21 protein-coding genes are annotated in these 18,799 nt (G+C 69.6%); 14 read left to right on the plus strand and 7 right to left on the minus strand.

Features of this window, described 5'->3' with window-relative positions; all coding sequences use genetic code 11:
* Window positions 1-45 precede the first annotated feature (45 nt).
* Entirely contained in the window at window positions 46-1,131 is a 1,086-nt protein-coding gene (hemH, locus tag CVH10_RS04545) for a ferrochelatase (protein ID WP_035596654.1), read from the plus strand.
* An 88-nt stretch (window positions 1,132-1,219) separates the two neighbouring features.
* Here the strand turns inward: hemH and CVH10_RS04550 are convergent, their stop codons facing one another.
* The 6 genes from CVH10_RS04550 to CVH10_RS04575 are packed head-to-tail and all read right to left on the minus strand — an operon-like array spanning window position 1,220 to window position 7,097.
* Window positions 1,220-1,648 (minus strand): Na+/H+ antiporter subunit G, encoded by a 429-nt coding sequence (locus CVH10_RS04550; protein ID WP_035596652.1) that lies wholly within the window; start codon window positions 1,646-1,648, stop codon window positions 1,220-1,222.
* 11 nt (window positions 1,649-1,659) lie between these two features.
* Complete coding sequence (locus tag CVH10_RS04555; protein ID WP_016853678.1) at window positions 1,660-1,929, minus strand: K+/H+ antiporter subunit F; 270 nt, start codon at window positions 1,927-1,929, stop codon at window positions 1,660-1,662.
* Window positions 1,923-2,420: a Na+/H+ antiporter subunit E gene (locus CVH10_RS04560; protein ID WP_035596648.1), complete on the minus strand. Its 498-nt coding sequence runs from the start codon at window positions 2,418-2,420 to the stop codon at window positions 1,923-1,925. The genes CVH10_RS04555 and CVH10_RS04560 overlap by 7 nt, the downstream gene beginning before the upstream one ends.
* Window positions 2,417-3,928 (minus strand): monovalent cation/H+ antiporter subunit D, encoded by a 1,512-nt coding sequence (locus CVH10_RS04565; protein WP_035596646.1) that lies wholly within the window; start codon window positions 3,926-3,928, stop codon window positions 2,417-2,419. The genes CVH10_RS04560 and CVH10_RS04565 overlap by 4 nt, the downstream gene beginning before the upstream one ends.
* The gene (locus CVH10_RS04570) at window positions 3,925-4,275 is read right to left on the minus strand and encodes a Na+/H+ antiporter subunit C (RefSeq protein WP_035596643.1); all 351 of its coding nucleotides are present in this window, start codon (window positions 4,273-4,275) and stop codon (window positions 3,925-3,927) included. The genes CVH10_RS04565 and CVH10_RS04570 overlap by 4 nt, the downstream gene beginning before the upstream one ends.
* On the minus strand, window positions 4,275-7,097 hold the full coding sequence (locus CVH10_RS04575) for a monovalent cation/H+ antiporter subunit A (protein ID WP_106487931.1): 2,823 nt from the start codon (window positions 7,095-7,097) through the stop codon (window positions 4,275-4,277). Before CVH10_RS04575 ends, CVH10_RS04570 begins: the two co-directional genes overlap by 1 nt.
* 245 nt (window positions 7,098-7,342) lie before the next feature.
* On the opposite strand from CVH10_RS04575, the gene CVH10_RS04580 reads away from it, so the two are divergent.
* The 12 genes from CVH10_RS04580 to CVH10_RS04635 all read left to right on the plus strand — a co-directional run bounded on the left by CVH10_RS04580 (window position 7,343) and on the right by CVH10_RS04635 (window position 17,348).
* Complete coding sequence (locus CVH10_RS04580) at window positions 7,343-9,673, plus strand: putative monovalent cation/H+ antiporter subunit A (RefSeq protein WP_106487932.1); 2,331 nt, start codon at window positions 7,343-7,345, stop codon at window positions 9,671-9,673.
* Entirely contained in the window at window positions 9,666-10,097 is a 432-nt protein-coding gene (locus CVH10_RS04585; protein ID WP_106487993.1) for a Na+/H+ antiporter subunit B, read from the plus strand. The genes CVH10_RS04580 and CVH10_RS04585 overlap by 8 nt, the downstream gene beginning before the upstream one ends.
* Before the next feature lie 3 nt (window positions 10,098-10,100).
* A complete protein-coding gene (locus tag CVH10_RS04590; RefSeq protein WP_016853685.1) occupies window positions 10,101-10,448 on the plus strand; it encodes a Na+/H+ antiporter subunit C in 348 nt (115 codons plus the stop codon).
* Entirely contained in the window at window positions 10,445-11,962 is a 1,518-nt protein-coding gene (locus CVH10_RS04595) for a Na+/H+ antiporter subunit D (protein ID WP_106487933.1), read from the plus strand. Before CVH10_RS04590 ends, CVH10_RS04595 begins: the two co-directional genes overlap by 4 nt.
* The gene (locus CVH10_RS04600; RefSeq protein WP_035596628.1) at window positions 11,959-12,432 is read left to right on the plus strand and encodes a Na+/H+ antiporter subunit E; all 474 of its coding nucleotides are present in this window, start codon (window positions 11,959-11,961) and stop codon (window positions 12,430-12,432) included. The genes CVH10_RS04595 and CVH10_RS04600 overlap by 4 nt, the downstream gene beginning before the upstream one ends.
* Before the next feature lie 18 nt (window positions 12,433-12,450).
* On the plus strand, window positions 12,451-12,720 hold the full coding sequence (locus tag CVH10_RS04605; RefSeq protein WP_106487934.1) for a monovalent cation/H+ antiporter complex subunit F: 270 nt from the start codon (window positions 12,451-12,453) through the stop codon (window positions 12,718-12,720).
* Window positions 12,713-13,111 carry a monovalent cation/H(+) antiporter subunit G gene (mnhG, locus tag CVH10_RS04610; RefSeq protein WP_106487935.1) on the plus strand — a complete coding sequence of 133 codons (399 nt, stop codon included), beginning with the start codon at window positions 12,713-12,715 and terminating at the stop codon, window positions 13,109-13,111. The genes CVH10_RS04605 and mnhG overlap by 8 nt, the downstream gene beginning before the upstream one ends.
* 230 nt (window positions 13,112-13,341) lie before the next feature.
* The gene (locus CVH10_RS04615) at window positions 13,342-13,503 is read left to right on the plus strand and encodes a DUF2256 domain-containing protein (protein ID WP_081945848.1); all 162 of its coding nucleotides are present in this window, start codon (window positions 13,342-13,344) and stop codon (window positions 13,501-13,503) included.
* Window positions 13,504-13,513: 10 nt separating this feature from the next.
* Complete coding sequence (locus CVH10_RS04620; protein WP_106487936.1) at window positions 13,514-14,866, plus strand: DASH family cryptochrome; 1,353 nt, start codon at window positions 13,514-13,516, stop codon at window positions 14,864-14,866.
* A complete protein-coding gene (locus CVH10_RS04625) occupies window positions 14,863-15,336 on the plus strand; it encodes a DUF3429 domain-containing protein (RefSeq protein WP_369335724.1) in 474 nt (157 codons plus the stop codon). Before CVH10_RS04620 ends, CVH10_RS04625 begins: the two co-directional genes overlap by 4 nt.
* 51 nt (window positions 15,337-15,387) lie before the next feature.
* Complete coding sequence (locus CVH10_RS04630) at window positions 15,388-16,698, plus strand: lytic murein transglycosylase (RefSeq protein ID WP_106487937.1); 1,311 nt, start codon at window positions 15,388-15,390, stop codon at window positions 16,696-16,698.
* Window positions 16,695-17,348, plus strand: coding sequence for a RimK/LysX family protein (locus CVH10_RS04635; protein WP_106487938.1), 654 nt, complete (start codon window positions 16,695-16,697; stop codon window positions 17,346-17,348). The genes CVH10_RS04630 and CVH10_RS04635 overlap by 4 nt, the downstream gene beginning before the upstream one ends.
* Here the strand turns inward: CVH10_RS04635 and CVH10_RS04640 are convergent.
* Window positions 17,340-18,053 carry a 16S rRNA (uracil(1498)-N(3))-methyltransferase gene (locus tag CVH10_RS04640; RefSeq protein WP_106487939.1) on the minus strand — a complete coding sequence of 238 codons (714 nt, stop codon included), beginning with the start codon at window positions 18,051-18,053 and terminating at the stop codon, window positions 17,340-17,342. The two genes, CVH10_RS04635 and CVH10_RS04640, sit on opposite strands and share 9 nt — an antisense overlap.
* Window positions 18,054-18,155: 102 nt before the next feature.
* On the opposite strand from CVH10_RS04640, the gene phaR reads away from it, so the two are divergent.
* Window positions 18,156-18,605 carry a polyhydroxyalkanoate synthesis repressor PhaR gene (gene phaR / locus CVH10_RS04645; RefSeq protein WP_035596615.1) on the plus strand — a complete coding sequence of 150 codons (450 nt, stop codon included), beginning with the start codon at window positions 18,156-18,158 and terminating at the stop codon, window positions 18,603-18,605.
* Window positions 18,606-18,799 lie beyond the last annotated feature (194 nt).

Raw genomic sequence — 18,799 nt, forward strand, 5'->3', positions numbered from 1 at the left:
AGGTCATTCAGTTTCGTCTCATGTCGACCACGGGGAACGCGCGCCATGCCAGCCTTAGAGCACTCATCCGATGCCGAGCGGGACTCACCGGGAGAGGGGCGGCTGCGGCATGCGCCAGCGGAACATCCCGCGCTGCCTCGCGCCAAGGTCGGTGTGGTGCTGGTCAATCTCGGCACGCCGGACGCCACCGACTACTGGTCGATGCGCCGCTACCTCGGCGAGTTCCTGTCCGACCGTCGCGTGGTCGACTATTCGCGCTGGCTGTGGCAGCCGCTGCTGCAGCTGGTGATCCTGACCCGGCGCCCCTTCATTTCCGGCAAGGCCTATCGCAGCATCTGGAACCAGGAGCGTGACGAGAGCCCGCTGCTGACCATCACCCGGGAACAGACGGAGAAGCTGAGCGAGCGGCTCGAGACGGCCTACGGCGACCAGGTCGAGGTGGACTTCTGCATGCGCTACGGCAATCCCTCCACCGACAGCGTGCTGCGTCGCCTGCAGGCCCGGGGCTGCGAGCGCATCCTGTTCTTCCCGCTCTATCCCCAGTACGGCTCGCCGACCACCGCCACCGCCAACGACCAGGCCTTCCGCACCCTGATGCGCCTCAAGTGGCAGCCGGCGATCCGCACCGTGCCCGCCTATTACCGGCATCCGGCCTACCTCGAGGCGCTCACCGCCTCGGTGCGCGAGGCCTATGCGGCCGCCGAGTCGACCCCGGAGGTGCTGGTGGCCTCCTATCACGGCGTGCCCAAGCGCTACCTCGACGAGGGCGATCCCTACTACTGCCACTGCCGCCAGACCACTCGGCTGCTGCAGGAACGCCTGGGGGTCGACGATGCGGCGATCGAGACCACCTTCCAGTCCAAGTTCGGTCCCGAGGAGTGGGTGGGGCCGGCCACCGTGGAGCGGGTCGCCGAGCTGGCTCGCCAGGGGCGCAGGCATATCGCGGTGATCTCCCCGGCCTTCTCCGCCGACTGCGTGGAGACCCTCGAGGAGGTCCAGCAGGAGATCCGCGACGCCTTCCTCGCGGCCGGCGGCGAGACCTTCACCTACGTGCCCTGCCTGAACGCTCGCGACGATCACGTCGCGGCGTTGGAGGCCATCGTTCGCCAGGAGCTCGCCGGCTGGCTGTAGGCCGTCCATCACCAGCCGTCACAACACGAACGGGCGGCCCCGCAAGGGGCCGCCCGTTCGTGTCGAGCCGCGGTAGGCGTCGGCCGTTTCAGCGTCCCGGCGGGCGCTTCTCGAGCGTGATGGGGCCGCGGTCGGGGGGCGAACCGTGGGGCACCGGCGTCTGGCCGACCTCTTCCTCCTGCAGCTCCACGGGGCGCCCGCGGGTCTTGTCGACGTACTTGAGCTGCAGGTGCAGGCCGGTCTTGGCCAGCAGGTGGGCGCTCACCGGGGCGGTGATGAACAGGAACAGGGCAATCAGGATCTCCTGCACCACCGGCTCGCTGTCGGCGATGCCGAAGTAGAGCATCGAGGCGACCAGGGTGCAGCCGATGCCCATGGTGGTCGCCTTGGTCGGCCCGTGCAGGCGCATGTAGAAGTCGCGCAGGTGGGCCATGCCCAGCGAGCCGATGAAGGCGAAGGCCCCGCCGGCGATCAGGAACAGCGAGATGATGGCCTCGAGAATCACGTAGAACGTCATGCGGGGCTCTCCTATTCGATGATGTCGCCGCGCAGCAGGTACTTGCAGACCGCCACGGTGCTGATGAAACCGAGCATGGCGATCAGCACCGCCGCCTCGAAGTAGGTCTTGGTGCCGAGCCACAGGCCGAGCAGCACGATCAGCGCGATGGAGTTCACGTACATGGTGTCCAGCGCCAGGATGCGGTCGGGCAGGCTGGGGCCGACCGTCAGCCGGAAGGTGTTGAGCAGCAGGGCCAACATCACCAGCGTCAGGCTGATCTTCAGGGCGATGTCTAGCATTCGTAGATCTCCTTGAGCGGGCGCTCGTAGCGTTCGCGGATCTGCTCGATCAGCGCCTCGTCATCCTCCACGTCCAGGGCATGGATCAGCAGCGTCCGGCCGTCCATGCGCAGGTTGGCCGACACCGTGCCCGGCGTCAGGCTGACGGTGCTGGCCAGCAGGGTGATGGTGAAGCGCTCCTCCAGCATCAGTGGATACTCGACGAAGTGGGGCCGCGAGCGCTGACGCGGGTTGAGGATCAGCCAGGCCACCTGGAAGTTGGCGACCACGATGTCGCCGAGGACCCGCAGCACGTAGCGCAGCAGCAGCCCGGGTCGCTTGACGTTGGGCTGTACGTCCCAGAAGCGATAGGTGAGCAGCGGGATGGCGATGGCCAGGGCGCCGCCCAGCAGGAACTGGCCGAAGGCCAGGCTGCGCACCAGCAGCAGCCACACCACCAGCAGCAGCAGCGACAGCATCGGGATCGGAAGCCAGGAGCGAGAGCGGATCATGAGGCGTCTCCAGCGTCGGACAGCAGGGTGCGGACCATGGCGTCGGGGTTGGCCAGCTGCTCGGCGGCGGCCTGGGTGTAGTCGCTCACCGGGCCCGCCAGTGCCACCAGCAGCGGCGAGGTGGCCATCAGCAGGGTGACGCCGATCCACTGCTGGCGGGGCAGCGGCTCGCCGTCGCGCTCGCCCTTCTGGCTGCGCCAGAACAGCGTCGAGCCGGCCCGGGACAAGGCGATGATGGCGCCCAGTCCGCTGATCAGCAGCAGCGGCCACAGCCACGGCTGTTGCTCGGGCGTGGCGGCGTCAAGCAGCAGCGCCTTGCCGATGGCGCCGGACAGCGGCGGCAGGCCGGCCACGGCCACGGCGCCGGCCAGGAACAGCATCGCCAGGGCGCCGCCCTGGGTCAGCGGGCGGCCGCGGACGATGCGCGTGCCGGCCTTGCCGCGCTGCAGGCCGATCATCTCGGCGAGCAGGAACAGGCCGCCGGTGACCAGGGTGCTGTGCACCAGGTAATAGAGCAGCGAGGACGTGGCCTCGACCGTGCCCATGCCGACGCCGGCCAGCAGGGTGCCCACCGAAACCAGCACCAGATAGGCCACCAGCAGGCGCAGATCGCGGGCGGCCAGCACGCCGAGGGTGGCCACGGCCAGGGTCGCCAGGGCCAGCCACCAGACCCAGGGCTGCTGCAGGGCGGCCAGGCTGCCGGCCTGCTCGCCGAAGATCAGCGAGTAGACCCGCAGGATGGCGTAGATGCCGACCTTGGTCATGATGGCGAACAGCGCCGCCACCGGGGCCGGGGCCGCCGCATAGGCCCGCGGCAGCCAGAAGTAGAGCGGCAGGATGGCGGCCTTGAGGCCGAACACCACCAGCAGCAGCAGCGCGCCGGCGGTGACCAGGCCGCTGCGTTCGGCGGGCAGCTCGCCGATGCGGGCGGCCATGTCGGCCATGTTGAGGGTGCCGGTGGCGCCGTAGAGGGTGCCCACGGCGATCAGGAACAGCGACGAGCCGGCCAGGTTCAGCACCACGTAGTGGACCGCGGCCTGGGTGCGCGACCTGCCGCCGCCGTGCAGCAGCAGGGCGTAGGAGGCCAGCAGCAGCACCTCGAAGAACACGAAGAGGTTGAAGAGGTCGCCGGTCAGGAAGGCGCCGTTGATGCCCATCAGCTGCAGCTGGAACAGGCCATGGAAGTTGCTGCCCTGCTCGTCGTCGCCGCCGCAGGCGAAGATCACGCAGCCCAGGGCCAGCACCGAGGTCAGCAGCACCATCAGCGCCGAGAGCCGGTCGAGCACCAGCACGATGCCGAACGGCGGCTGCCAGTCGCCGAGGGCGTAGTAGGCGATCTCGCCCCCCGCCGCCCGGTCGACCAGCATCGCCGAGACCACCACCAGCGCCAGGGTGGCGCCGACGCCCAGCCAGCGCTTGTTGCGCGGGTTGCCGTGGCGGGTGCGCAGCAGCAGCACCCCGGCGATCAGCGGCAGCACGACGGGCAGAACGATCAGATGTGGGCTCATCGACGGTTCTCCTCTCGGTCGTCGCGATTGCGGCCGCCGTCGACATGGTCGTTACCCATGTCGCCCCTGGCCCGCATCGCCAGGATCACCGCGAAGGCAGTCATGGCGAAGCCGATGACGATGGCGGTCAGCACCAGCGCCTGGGGCAGGGGATCGGCGTAGGCGGCCTTGCCGTCGACGATCGCCGCGCCGTGGGTGGTCAACCCGCCCATGGAGAACAGGAACAGGTTGACCGCATAGGACAGCAGGGTCAGGCCCACCACCACGGGGAAGGTACGTCCCCGCAGGATCAGGTAGAGGCCACAGGCGCTGAGCACGCCGGTGGTGATGGCGTAGAGGCTTTCCATCAGCGTTTCTCCTTGCCGCTGGAGGTGGTGGCTGGGGTCTCGTCCTTGCCCGGCCGGTGGGGCGTGGTGACCTTGCCGAGGTTGGCCAGGATCATCAGCGTCGCCCCGACCACGGCCAGGTAGACGCCCAGGTCGAAGATCATTGCCGTGGCCAGCTCGAAGTCGCCGACCAGCGGCAGGTGGAAGTGGCCGAAGGACGAGGTCAGGAAGGGATAGCCGAACAGCCAGCTGCCCACCCCCGTCAGGGTCGCCAGGCCGACGCCGGCGATGGCCACCGGCTGGTAGGGGAAGTCGAGGCGCGCCTGGGCCCACTCCACGCCGCGCGCGATCAGCAGCAGGATCAGCGCCACGGCGGTGATCAGGCCGGCGATGAAGCCGCCGCCCGGCAGGTTGTGGCCACGCAGGAAGATGAAGGCCGACACCAGCAGGGCCAGGGGCAGCAGCGCCTGGGAGATGGTGGTCAGGATCATCGGATAGCGGTCCGGGCACCACAGCCGGCCCTCGGTATCGCTGTGCGGCATGAACAGGCGCAGGCGATTGAGCAGCTTGAAGATCGCCAGGCCGGCGATGGCCAGCACGGTGATCTCGCCCAGGGTATCGAAGCCGCGGAAGTCGACCAGGATGACGTTGACCACGTTGTGGCCGCCGCCGCCGGACACGCTGTTGTCGAGGAAGAAGCCCGAGATGCTGGCGTTGTCGCGGGTCAGCACCGCGTAGTTGAGACTGGCGATGGTCGTGCCCAGGCCGCCGGCGAGGGCGATGTCGCGCAGGTTGCGCGGCATCGAGGACTCGCGGGGCGTCTTCTGGGGCAGGAAGAACAGCGCCAGCATCAGCAGGATGATGGTCACCACCTCCACCGAGAGCTGGGTCAGGGCCAGGTCCGGGGCGGAGAAGCGGGCGAAGGTCAGCGACACCAGCAGGCCCACCATCGACAGCATCAACAGCGAGATCAGGCGGTAGCGGTGGGTGACCACGGTGGCGATACCGCTGAAGATCAGCAGCGCCGCACCGGTGAGCAGGATGCCGTCCACCGGTCGCTGTGGCGTCTCGCCGGCCAGGCTCGGCATCTTGCCGAGGCCCAGCGCGACGAAGATCAGGGACACCAGCAGCAGCAGCCCCACGTAGCGCTGCAGCGAGGCGTTGTCGAGGCGTTCCAGCAGGGCTTCGGCACGGTTCCCCGCGCGCTGCACGCCGGCCTCGAACACCAGGCGGGCATCCACCGGCTTGAAGCCGCGCAGGAAGCGTCGCAGGTGCGAGTGGGCGCTGTAGAGCCCGATGCCGACCGCCAGCGCCACGGCGCTCATCGCCAGCGGCAGGTTGAGGCCGTGCCAGATCGCCAGGTGGAACTCCAGCGGCGCCAGCAGCACGGCGCGACTGGCCAGGTCGAGCAGGCCGCCGGCCAGCGCCGAGGGGAACAGCCCGACCAGCACGCACAGCGTGGCCAGCAGCGCCATCGGGGCACTCATCAGCCGCGGCGGCTCATGGGGCGTCTTGGGCGGCGCCTGGGTCGGTGCCTTGAAGAACACCGCGTGGACCAGACGCAGCGAATAGGCCACCGAGAGCACGCCGCCGGCGGTCGCCAGCACCGGCATCAGCCAGCTCAGGCCACCGAGGATCGGCGTGTGCAGGGTCTCGGCGAACAGCATCTCCTTGGACAGGAAACCGTTGAACAGCGGCACGCCGGCCATGGCCGCGCCGGTGATGGTGGTCAGCACGGCGGTCAGCGGCATGGCCCGGCGCAGCCCGCCCAGGCGCGACAGCTCGCGGGTACCGGTCTCGTGGTCGACGATGCCGGCCCCCATGAACAGCGCGGCCTTGAAGGTGGCGTGGTTGATGATGTGGAACAGCGCCGCCAGCACCGCCATGGGGCTGCCGATGCCCAGCAGCACGGTGATCAGACCGAGGTGGCTGACGGTGGAGAAGGCCAGGATGCCCTTGAGGTCGGTCTTCATCAGCGCGAACCAGGCGCCATAGAGCATGGTGATCATGCCCACCAGGGAGACCGTCAGGGTCCACAGCTCGCCGCCGGCCAGGGCCGGATGCAGGCGCGCCATCAGGAAGATGCCGGCCTTGACCATGGTCGCCGAGTGCAGATAGGCCGAGACCGGGGTCGGCGCCGCCATGGCGTGGGGCAGCCAGAAGTGGAAGGGGAACTGGGCCGACTTGGCGAAGGCGCCCAGCAGCACCAGGGCCAGGGTCAGCGGGTAGCGCGGGTCGGCGAGGATCGTCTCGCCGCTGGCCAGCACGGTGTCCATGTCGTAGCTGCCGACGATGTCGCCGATCAGCAGGAAGCCGGCCAGCAGCGCCAGCCCGCCGGCGCCGGTGACCGTCAGCGCCATGCGCGCACCCTTGCGGGCATCGCTGCGGTGCGACCAGAAACCGATCAGCAGGAAGGACGAGAGGCTGGTCAGCTCCCAGAAGATCCACAGCAGCAGCAGGTTGTCGGACATCGCGATGCCGACCATGGAGGCCATGAACAGGATCAGGTAGGCGTAGAAGCGTCCGTAGGGCTCGTCCGGATCCAGGTAGTAGTGCGCGTAGAGCAGGATCAGCAGGCCGATCCCCAGGATCAGCAGGTTGAACAGCAGCGACAGGCCGTCCAACCGGAAGGCCAGCTCCAGGCCCAGGGTCGGTATCCAGTCGACGGCGACACGCAGCGTCTCGCCGTCGAGCAGGGCGGGGATTTCCGCCAGCATCAGCAGCAATGCCAGGGCGGGCAGGGCGGCGGTGGCCAGGGAGCATTCCCGGCGTCTCAGTCCGGCGCCGAAGGCCGGCACCAGCACGCCGAGAAGGGGTAGCAGCGCTATCCACATCAAGGTCATCGATCAGTCATCCTGCTCGGTTGCGTTATGTCGGAGCGTCATCATGCCGAGAGGGCGGCCGCACGCAAGAGGTCAGGCGCCGCCTCCGTCCCGGGGCCGATCGAGCCCCATGAAGTAGTTGAATCGCAATACCTTACCGTATCGGGCGGCGGCTCGCGCCATCTTGCCTTTCAAAATCGGGCTCTTTAAGGTTGGAGCACGTTTTCATCCGCTGGGGCCGCGCGGACGCCAGGGAGGGATGCTCGATGCAACTGGTTGTGTTGGGAGGTTTCTTGCTCGCCGGGATGGCGCCGCTGCTGCATCGCTGGTTCGGCGCGCGCACCCCGCTGCTGATGGCGGCGCTGCCGGCGGGGATCGCCGCCTGGCTGCTGGCCCAGTGGCCGACCATCGTCGCGGGCGACACCTTGCGCCTGGAATGGGCCTGGGCCCCGGGGCTCGATATCAGCCTGACCTTCCTGATCGACGGCCTGTCGCTGCTGTTCGCCCTGCTGATCAGCGTGATCGGCGCCCTGGTGCTGGCCTACAGCGGCGAGTACCTGCGTGGCCATCGCGACCTGCCGCGCTTCCTGGTGGTGATCACCGCCTTCATGATGTCGATGCTGGGCCTGGTGCTGGCCGACAACCTGGTGGCGCTGTTCGTGTTCTGGGAGCTCACCAGCGTGACCTCCTACCTGCTGATCGGCTTCAATCATACCGATGCGACGGCCCGCAAGGCCGCCCAGCAGGGGCTGCTGGTGACGGTGGGCGGCGGCCTGGCGCTGCTGGCGGGCTTCGTCATGCTGGCCGTGGCCGGCGACAGCTGGTCGCTGGCGGCCCTGGTCGAGCGTGGCGATCTGCTGCGCCAGCACGATCTCTACACGCCGCTGCTGATCTGCATCCTGGTCGGGGCCTTCACCAAGTCGGCCCAGTTCCCCTTCCATTTCTGGCTGCCCAATGCCATGGCGGCGCCGACCCCGGTCTCGGCCTATCTGCACTCGGCCACCATGGTCAAGGCCGGGATCTACCTGCTGGCGCGCCTGCATCCGGCGCTTGGCGGCAGCGAGACCTGGACGCTCACCCTGTCGCTGGTCGGCGCCTTGACCATGGTCACCGGGGCCTTCCTGGCGATTCATCACACCAGCATCAAGAAGCTGCTGGCCTATTCCACGGTGATGGCGCTGGGCACCCTGACCCTGCTGCTGGGCATCGGCACGCCTGGGGCCCTGAGCGCCTTCGTGGTCTTCCTGCTGGCGCACTCGCTCTACAAGGGCACGCTGTTCCTGATCGTCGGCATCCTCGACCACGAGACCGGCACCAAGGACGTCACCGCCATGGGCGGGCTGCGTCGGGCCATGCCGCTGACCGCCACGCTGGCCGTGGTCGCCGGGCTGTCGCTGGCCGGCCTGCCACCGCTGCTGGGCTTCGTCGGCAAGGAGCTGATGTTCGCCTCGGTACTGGACGCCACGGCTTGGCGCTGGCTGCTCCTGGCCCTGGCCTTCCCGGCCGCCTTCCTGACCCTGGCGGTGGCGGCGATCGTCACCCTGCGGCCCTTCTTCGGTGCCTCTCGGGAGACGCCCCGCACGCCCCATGAGCCGCCCTTCGCCATGCTCGCCGGCCCCCTGCTGCTGACGTCGCTGTCGCTGTGGCTGGGGCTGGCGCCGGGCGGGTTGGATGGCCTGACCAACGCCATTCTGGCGGGCATCGGCGTGCCCGGCGCCGGCGTGCACCTGGCGCTGTGGCACGGGGTCAACCTGCCGCTGGTGCTGTCCGTGGCCAGCCTGGTGCTGGGGGCGCTGGTGTATCGCCACTGGGATCGGCTGCGCGTCGCCCTGCGGCGGCTCGACTCGCTGATGGCGCGTGGCCCCGAGGCCGGCTATGCGGCGCTGATGGCGGGCCTGGTGTCGCTGTCGGCCTGGCAGACTCGCTTCCTGCAGAACGGCTATATGCGCAATTACCTGGTGATGACCCTGCTGGTTCTGCTGGGGCTGGTGGGGCACGCCTTCTTCTTCCGTTACGGCCTGGCGATCGAACTTGGCCTGTCGGTCCACTTCCACGAGGCGGTGGTCGCCGGGCTGATGGTGGCCGGCGCGATGGCCGCCTGCGTGATGCGGGCCCGGCTGGCGGCGGTGGCGGCGGTGGGGGTGATGGGCTTCTCCATCGCCCTGACCTTCGTGCTGTTCAGCGCGCCGGACCTGGCCATCACCCAGCTGCTGGTGGAGACCCTCACCGTGGTGCTGCTGGCGCTGGTGCTGTTTCGCCTGCCGCGCTTCGCTACCCTGTCGACCCCCCTCGAGCGGCTTCGCGACCTGGTGGTGGCGACCCTGACCGGGGGGCTTATCACGCTGCTGATGCTCTCGGTGCTGTCCGGGGAGCGCCTGCCGCGCATCTCCGACTGGATGGTCGCCAACAGCCAGCCGCTGGCGCACGGGCACAACATCGTCAACGTCATCCTGGTGGATTTCCGCGCCCTGGACACCCTGGGCGAGATCTTCGTCCTGGCCCTGGCGGCCGTGGGCGTCTATGCCATGCTGCGCTTCCACGCCGGCGAGTACGAGGCCCGCGATGACCGGCGCTCGGGAGGGCCGTCCGATGGTTAAGTCCGGCACCCTGATCCTGAGCGTCGCCGCCCGCCTGCTGCTGCCGCTGCAGCTGCTGTTCTCGGTGTTCCTGCTGCTGCGCGGACACGACGAGCCCGGCGGGGGCTTCATCGCCGGCCTGGTGGCGGCAGGGGCCTTCGCGCTCTACCTGTTCGCCTTCGGTCGTCATGCCCTGCGCCGGGTGCTGCGGGTCTCGCCGCGCGATCTGGTGGGCTTGGGGCTGCTGCTCGGCGTGAGCTCGACGCTGCCGGCCTGGTGGAGCGGCGAGCCCTTCTTCACCGCCCACTGGTGGACGATTCCGGTGATCGACTTCAAGGCCTCGACGCCGCTGATCTTCGATATCGGCGTCTATCTGGCGGTCGTGGGCGTGGTGCTGACCGCCATCACCGCCCTGGTGGACACCGATCGACACGATGAGGGATAGCCTATGGAACCCCTGATGGCCGTGACCATCGGCGTGCTGTTCGCCACCGCCATCTACATGATGCTGCGGCGCTCCATCGTCAAGCTGGTGATCGGGCTGATGCTGCTGTCCAACGCCGCCAACCTGCTGATCTTTGCCACCGCCGGCATGCGCCGCGGGGCGCCGCCGCTGGTGCCGGAGGGGCTCGCTGCCCCCGAGTCGGCGGTGGCCGATCCGCTGCCCCAGGCGCTGGTGCTGACCGCCATCGTCATCGCCTTCGGCGTGCTGTCGTTCGCGGTGGTGCTGGTGCGGCGCGCCTGGGAGATCGTGCGCGCCGACGACCTTGACCGGATGAAGGATACCGATACGTGACCCCGCAGATCGCGCTACCCGTCCTCATACCGTTGTTCGCCGGGGCCCTGTCGCTGGTGTTCTGGCGGTCCCGCACGATGCAGCGCCTGATCGCGGTGGGCGGCACCGTCGGGCTGCTGGTCACCGGCATCTGGCTGCTGATGACGGTGAACCGCGATGGCATCCAGGTGATGCAGATGGGCGGCTGGCCGGCGCCCTTCGGCATCAGCCTGGTCGCCGACCTGCTGGGCGCGCTCATGGTCGTGCTGACCGGTATCATCGGCCTGGCGGTGGCGCTCTTCTCGCTGGCCTCGGTCGGCCGCGGGCACCAGGACTATGGCTATTTCCCGCTGATGCACCTGCTGCTGGCCGGCGTGGCCGGGGCCTTTTTGACCGGCGATATCTTCAACCTCTACGTGTGGTTCGAGGTGATGCTGGTGGCGTCCTTCGCGCTGCTGATCCTGGGCAGCGAGAAGCCGCAGATGGAAGGGGCGATCAAGTATGTCACCCTCAACCTGGTGTCGTCGGTGCTGTTCCTGGTCGCCGTGGGCCTGCTGTACGGCATGGTGGGCACCCTCAACATGGCCGACATCGCCCGCCGGCTGGCGAGCCTGGACGATACCGGCATGGTCGACGTGCTGGCGATGATGTTCATGGTCGCCTTCGGCATCAAGGCGGCGGCCTTCCCGCTGTTCTTCTGGCTGCCGGCCTCGTACCACACGCCGCCGGTCGCGGTGTCGGCGCTGTTCGCCGGCCTGCTGACCAAGGTCGGGGTCTATGCGCTGTTCCGGGTGTTCACGCTGATCTTCCATCACAGCCCCGGCTATACCCATGAGATCCTGCTGTGGGGGGCCGCCCTGACCATGCTGTCCGGCGTGCTGGGGGCGGCGGCGCAGTTCGAGTTCCGGCGCATCCTGTCGTTCCACATCGTCAGCCAGATCGGCTACATGATCCTGGGGCTGGCGCTGTTCACGCCCCTGGCGATCCTCGGCGGCGTGTTCTATATCGCCCACCACATCATCGTGAAGACCAACCTCTTCCTGATCAGCGGCATCGTCCAGCGTCTGCGCGGCAGCTATCGCCTCGAGACGCTGGGCGGCGTCTATCGCGAGCATCCCTGGCTGGCGGTGCTGTTCCTGATACCGGCGCTGTCGCTGGCCGGCATGCCGCCGCTGTCGGGCTTCTTCGCCAAGTTCATCGTGATCCGGGCGGGCCTCGAGGCCGAGGCCTACGCGGTGACGGCGATCGCCCTGCTGGTGGGGCTGCTCACCCTGTACTCGATGATCAAGATCTGGAACGAGGCGTTCTGGAAGGCGCCGCCCGGTGACGAGGCCGGGGGCGAGCCCCAGCGGGAGGTCGGGCAGCGCGAGCTGTGGCTGATGGGCGCGCCGGCGGTCGGCCTGGCGCTCTGCACCCTGGCGATCGGCCTGCAGCCCGACGCGCTCTATGCGCTGGCCGAGGCCTCGGCGGCGCAGCTGCTGGCGCCCGAGCGCTACATCGAGGCGGTACTCGGCGTACCGGGAGGGGGATCATGATCGGCGCGGCCTGGAACCTGATGCTCGGCGTCGCCTGGGTGGTGCTGACCGGCGACTTCAGCGGCGGCAGCCTGTTCGCCGGGCTGGTGTTCGGCTACCTGGTGCTGGCGCTGATCCAGCCCCAGGTGCCGGCGCTGGCCGGTTACGCCCAGCGGCTGCCGCGACTGATCCGCTTCGTCGTCTTCTTCCTCAAGGAGCTGGTGGTCTCCAACCTGCGGGTGTCCTACGACATCGTCACGCCGCCCTGGTACATGAAGCCGGGGGTGATCGCGATGCCGCTGAAGGCCCGCACGGAATTCGAGATCGCCTTCGTCGCCAACCTGATCTCGCTGACCCCGGGGACGCTGAGCCTGGACGTCTCCGATGACCGCCGCGTGCTCTACATCCATGCCATGTTCCTCGACGACGAGCCGGCGCTGACCCGCAGCCTGGCCGAGCTCGAGCGGCGTGCCCTGGAACTCTTCCACTGAGGAGGGGAGGCCTATCCCGTGTCGATCGTGATCCTGTTCAGCCTGGCCGTGATGTCGCTGGCCCTGTGCCTGGCGTTCGCGCGCCTGTTCCGGGGACCGAGCCTGCCGGACCGGGTCGTGGCGCTGGAGCTATTCTCTTCGATTCTTGTCGGCATCATCGGCGTGGTGGCCATCGCCACCGACGTGTCGATCCTGCTCGACGTGGCCATCGTCATGGCGCTGATGGCCTTCATGGCGACCATCGGTTTCGCCCGATTCCTGGAGCGGGGAGGGCCGCGAGATGACTGAGGTGCTCACCGCCGCCGGCATGCTGACCGGTTCGACCTTCATGCTGCTGGCGGCCCTGGGGGTGGTCCGCCTGCCCGATCTGCTGACGCGACTGCACGCGACCACCAAGGCGGCCACGCTGGGCGTGTCGCTGATCATGCTGTCGGTGGCGGTGCACTTCGCCGAGACGGCGGTGGTGGCCCGGGCCCTGGGGATCATCCTGTTCCTCATGCTGACGGCGCCGGTGGCGGCGCATATCATCGGCCGCGCCGGCTACTTCGTCGGGGCCCGACTGTGGGATGGCACCGTCAAGGACGAGCTGCGCCCCCACTACGACCCGCTGACCCATCGCCTGCGCAGCGGGCGCGAAGAGGACGACGAACCGCCTGCCACGCCGCCCCATCGCGACTGACTGCCCCGCCCGCAAGACGCGTCTCGTACCACCGGGGCGTGTCACCCCCGAGACCCGCGACATCCACAGGCCGACGTCTCGATCGCCACGTTCGGTTCATCCCACCCGCCTGCCGGCCCCCAGGGTGAATGCTGTCCGCCTGGGCCGTTCCGCTTGCGTTCGTGGCCATGGCGCATATCATGTACATAAGTTGTACTGTTTTATTTTTGTGTTCATGTTTTGGTGTCGCCATGCGTCGCAAGGCCGATCTGCCCTCCAAGCCGTGCCAGTGCTGCGGCCGCCCTTTCCGGTGGCGGCGCAAGTGGGCGCGCTGCTGGGCGGAGGTGCGCTACTGCAGCGACCGTTGCCGTCGCGAGGCCAGGCGCCTTTCACGACGCCAGGACGGGGCATGAGGAGGCCGTCATGAGCATCGATCTCGTCTGGCTGCGCCAGGATCTGCGCCTGGCCGACAATCCGCTGTTCGCCGGGCCGCTGGGAGAGCACCTGGCCTGCGTCTATGTGCTGGATGAGCGCTGGTTGAAGGAACGGCGCATCGGCGCGGCCCGCCTCGGCTTCCTGTGGCAGAGCCTGATCGAGCTGCGCGGCCGCCTGCTCGCCCGGGGCAGCGATCTGCTGGTACGCCTCGGCGATCCGGCCGAGGAGGTAGCGGCCCTGGCCGCCGAGCTCGGCGCCCGGCGAGTGAGGGTGCGGTGGGATCCCGGTTGGGAGGAGACTCGCGCCGTCGAGCGGCTGGCGCCACGCCTCGCCGCGGATTGCGAGCTCGAGTGCCTGGAAGGGGGCATGCTGTTCACCGAGGACGACCTGCCCCGGCCCGTCGAGGCGCTGCCGCCCGGCTTCTCCGGGTTCCGGCGTCGGCTCGAGACCGTCACCCCGCAGTATGCCGGTTCGGTTCCCGTGACGCTGCCGCCCTGGCCGCCCGAGGCCTCTCGCGGGCTGCCCCCGCTGCGCTGGGTCGACGTGCGGGCGGCGGAATGGAGTGCCTCGTCGCTCGGCGGCTTTCGCTTCACCGGCGGCGAGAGTGCCGGCCTCGCCCGGCTGAACGACTATCTGTGGGGCAACGGGGCAGTGGCGCACTACGCCGAGACTCGCAACGGTCTGGTCGGCGCCGACGTATCCAGCCGGCTGTCGCCCTGGCTGGCGCTGGGCTGCCTGTCCGCCGCTCAGGTCAACGACGCCCTGGACGACTGGGAGGCGGAGCGCGGGGCCAGTGACTCGAGCCGTTGGCTGCGCTTCGAGCTTTGGTGGCGGGAGTATTTCCACTGGGCTGCCCGGCAGGACGGTCGGCGACTCTACGGCGGCGCCACGCCACCCGACGGGGGCGAGGACTTCGCGGCCTGGTGCCGCGGCGAGACCGGGCTGCCGTTCGTCGACGCCGGAATGCGCGAACTGGCCGAGACCGGCTGGCTGTCGAACCGCGCCCGGCAGAACGTGGCCAGCCATCTCGTGCACGATCTGGGCGTCGACTGGCGACTGGGGGCGGCCTGGTTCGAGCGTTGCCTGATCGATCACGATGTCGCCAGCAACTGGGGCAACTGGGGCTATATCGCCGGCCGTGGCCGTCATGCCAGGGCGCATCGCTTCGACGTGCTGGACCAGGCCGAGCGCTACGATCCTCGGGGCGACTACGTGGCCCGCTGGTGCCCCGAGCTCGCCGATCTGCCGCCCGGGAACGCCCGCCATCGCCCCTGGCGGCATGATCCCGCGGTTTTCCTGCCGCCCCCTTCGCTGTCGATCCAGGAAGAGGCCGCGCCATGAGCACCGATTCCGCTCCCCGCGCTCGCCAGTTGCCCCGCGTCGCCATGGTCGGACTCGGCGTCGCCGGGCTGGGGCCCTTTCTCGCCACCCTGACGGCGGCCTTCCTGGCACCGCCGCCGGGGCAGGCCCTGGCCATCGAGACCTTCCTCGCCTACGGCGCGGTGATCCTGTCCTTCCTCGGCGGGGTGCACTGGGGGCTGGCGCTGGTCGGCGCCGGCGGCCCCGAGCCCGCGGGGCGCCGTCTGGTCGTGGGCGTGCTGCCGAGCCTGATCGCCTGGCCGGCGCTGCTGCTCGACCCGCCGGCCACCACCGCGACGCTGCTGACCGGCTTCGTCGCCCTGCGCCTCTACGAGCTCGGCCCCGGTGCCGCGGGGCTGCCGCGCGCCTATCGGCGGCTGCGCACTCGCCTGACCGCCGTGGTGGCGGCCTGCCATCTGGGGCTGATCGCCCGGCTGCTGCTACTGGCCTGAGCGGGCGTTCTGCGCGATCATCGGGGCTCTTTTCGTCAAGGAACGTCGTCGATGTTGCCCCCGTTACTGCTCCTCGTGCTGCTCTGCGCCGGCCTGGCCGGCTGCCAGGGTATCGCCACCCCCCGCGCCGAAGCCGCCTCTTCTCCGAGCTCGCCGGTGGCGTCGCCCACGGCCGAGGTCGCCGCCTCGACGAGGCCGGAGGGCGGGGGCAATGCATCCGCCGAGCGCCCCGAGGCCGTGGGCGACTTCGACGACTGGCGCCGCGACTTCCGCGGCCTGGCCCGTGACGAGGGCCTCGGCGAGACTGCCCTGGCCCGCATCGACGCGCTGCGCTACCTGCCTCGGGTCATCGAGCTGGATCGGCGTCAGCCGGAGTTCGTGCGCCCGATCTGGGAGTATCTCGACGGCGCGGTGTCGGCCAGCCGGGTGAGCACCGGCCGCGATCGGCTCGACGCCTATCGCCGCACGGCCGAACGCGCCGAGGATCGCTACGGCGTGCCGGCCGAGGTGCTGGTGGCGATCTGGGGCATCGAGAGCAGCTACGGCGGCTATCAGGGCGAGGTCTCGACCCTCGATGCCCTGGCGACCCTGGCCTATGACGGCCGCCGGCGCGACTTCGCCCGCGGCGAGCTGCTGGCGGCGCTGCGCATCCTCGAGGCCGGCGACGTGCCCGCCGAGCGCATGGTCGGCTCCTGGGCCGGCGCCATGGGCCATCCGCAGTTCCTGCCGTCGAGCTACCTGGCCCACGCGGTGGATGGCGACGGTGACGGCCGCCGCGATATCTGGGGCAGCGTTCCCGACGCCCTGACCTCGATCGCCGCCTATCTCGCCGAGGCCGGCTGGCGGGCCGAAGAGCGCTGGGGTGCCGAGGTGGTGCTGCCGGCCGACTTCGACTACTCACTGACGGGCGATACCACGCGCCGCAGCGCCGACGACTGGGCCGCGGCGGGCGTGCGCCCGCGTGCCGGCGAGGCGCTGCCGACACTGGGCGAGGCTGCGCTGATCGCCCCGGCCGGCGCGCGGGGACCGGCCTTCCTGGTCGGCCACAACTTCCGGGTCATTCGCCGCTACAACAACGCCACCAGCTATGCGCTGGCGGTGGCCACGCTCGGCGACGCCATCGCCGGGCGCCCCGCCATCCAGGGCGACTGGCCCCGCGAGGAGCCGGCGCTCAAGCGCACCCAGGTGCTGGAGCTGCAGCGGCGGCTCAAGGCCCGCGGCTACGAGGTCGGCGAGGCCGACGGCATCCTCGGGCCCAACACCCGGCGCGGCCTGCGGGCCTTCCAGCGCGAGCTCGGCGTGACGCCGGACGGCTTCGCCACCCTGGGCCTGCTGGAGCGGCTGCGGGAGGTGGGCTCATGAGGCGTGCGGCGTGGTGTCTGGCGGCGGCGCTGTGGTCGGGGCTGGCCCTGGCCGAGGCGCCGGATCGCAGCGTGGGCTGGGTCGAATCGGTGACCCTGATGCCCTGGAACCTGCCCTTCGAGGCCAAGCTGGACAGCGGGGCGCTGACCTCGTCGCTGGATGCGCGGGACATCGAGCGCTTCGAGCGCGACGGCGAGGCCTGGGTGCGTTTCCGGCTGCAGTTCGATGACGACGACAAGGGCGAGACCTTCGCCATGACCCTCGAGCGCCCCCGGGTGCGGCGCCTGACGGTGCGCGGCGCCGGCGGTACCGACGACCGGCCGGTGGTGCTGCTGGATGTGTGCGTGGACGGCGTGCGCTACGAGGAGGAGTTCAGCCTGCGCGACCGCTCGGAGATGACCTACCCGATCCTGCTGGGGCGCCAGACCATCGGCCACCTGGGCCGCCTGGACGTGGCCAGCACTCACCTGACCGAGCCCGGCTGCGACGGCGACGCGCCGCGGATGCCCCATCGAGCCGATGATGAGGCGTCCGGCGATGACGGGGAGAACGGTGATAAGAGAGAGAACAGAGAGAGCGGGAAGGCCGGTGGCGGTGATGCATCGTCGTCATCGGCCGCCGAGCCCGAGGCCGAGTCGGCGTCAGAATAGTCGCGCCAGCAGGGCGGTGACCGCGGTCTCCACGCGCAGGATGCGCGGCCCCATGTGGACGCCCTGGCAGCCGGCCTCGACCAGCTTCTCCACTTCCCAGGGAATGAAGCCGCCCTCGGGGCCCACCACCAGCAGCGTCGGCGCCTCGACCCCGCGGGGGCAGGCGTCCGGCATGCCGGGGTGGGCCAGCAGCCCGCGGCGGCCGGCCAAGAGCCCCGGCAGGTCGTCCTCGACGAAGGGGCGGAAGCCCTTGGCCAGGGTCACGCGCGGCAGGCGGGTGTCCCGGGCCTGCTCCAGGCCCAGCTCCAGATGGCGGCGGATCTTGTCCTCGGACAGCTCGGGCGACTGCCAGTAGCTCTTCTCCACCCGTCTGGTGTTCAAGAGCGTCAGCTCCTTCACGCCGAGCGCGGTCACGTGTTCCAGGGTGCGCGCCAGCATCCGCGGCCGCGGCAGGGCCAGCACCAGATGCACCGGCAGCGGCGCCGGCGAGGCCTGGTCGAGGCCGGAGACGTCGAACACCGCCTCCGTGTCGCTCAGGGTCAAGAGCTCGCCGCGCCCCAGGGCGCCGCCTTCGATGCCCAGCGTCATGGCGTCGCCTTCGCGGGCCCGGTGGACCTCGCGCAGATGGGCGAGCCGGCGCGGGTCGCGCACCCGGGCCAGGCGGTCGTTCTCGATGTCGTCGGGCGAGAGCAGGATCAGGTTCATGGGGCCTCGTGGTGCCGGTATGCCTTGCATGAAGGGGTGGGCGGTGCACAATACCTGCATAAGGAGGCATTCGCCCACCCGATTCGAACCGAGGAGAGCGCCGTGCGCGTGATTCGCAAGTATGCCAACCGCAGGCTCTATGATACCGAACAGAGCCGCTACGTGACCCTCGAGGATCTGCGCAAGCTGATCCTCGACGAGGTGCCCTTCCGGGTCGAGGATGCCAAGAGCGGCGAGGACCTGACCCGGACCATCCTGCTGACCATCATCATCGAGCAGGAGCAGGCCGATGGCGACGCCCAGGTGTTCTCCAACGACCTGCTGGCCCAGTTCATCCGCGTCTACAACATGGCCCAGCCGCTGCCGCTGGCGCGCTACCTGGAGCAGGGCACGCAGCTGATGATGGAGCAGCAGAAGCACCTTCAGGACCAGTGGCAGCAGGCCATGCGCCACACGCCGATGGAGCTGATGCGCGAGCTGGCCGAGGAGAACATGCGCTTCTGGCAGCAGAACCTGGGTGGCAAGGGCCGCAAGGACGATGACGAGTCCTGATGGCGTACCGATGCTCTCGGGGCTGATCCGGCGACAGGTCGCCGAGGGGCGCTGTGAACCCTTCCCTGGGCGCTACTTTTGCCCTGCGGCGCTCTCGCATCCTGCTTCGCTTGCAGGACCGGTGCTGGCCATCCATGGCCAGCCCGTTCGGCGAGACTCGCCTCACCCATGGCAAAAACCCCCTCTCTGACCTG

Origin of the sequence: Halomonas sp. ND22Bw (assembly GCF_003011945.1) — a bacterium.
Lineage (GTDB): Bacteria > Pseudomonadota > Gammaproteobacteria > Pseudomonadales > Halomonadaceae > Halomonas > Halomonas halophila.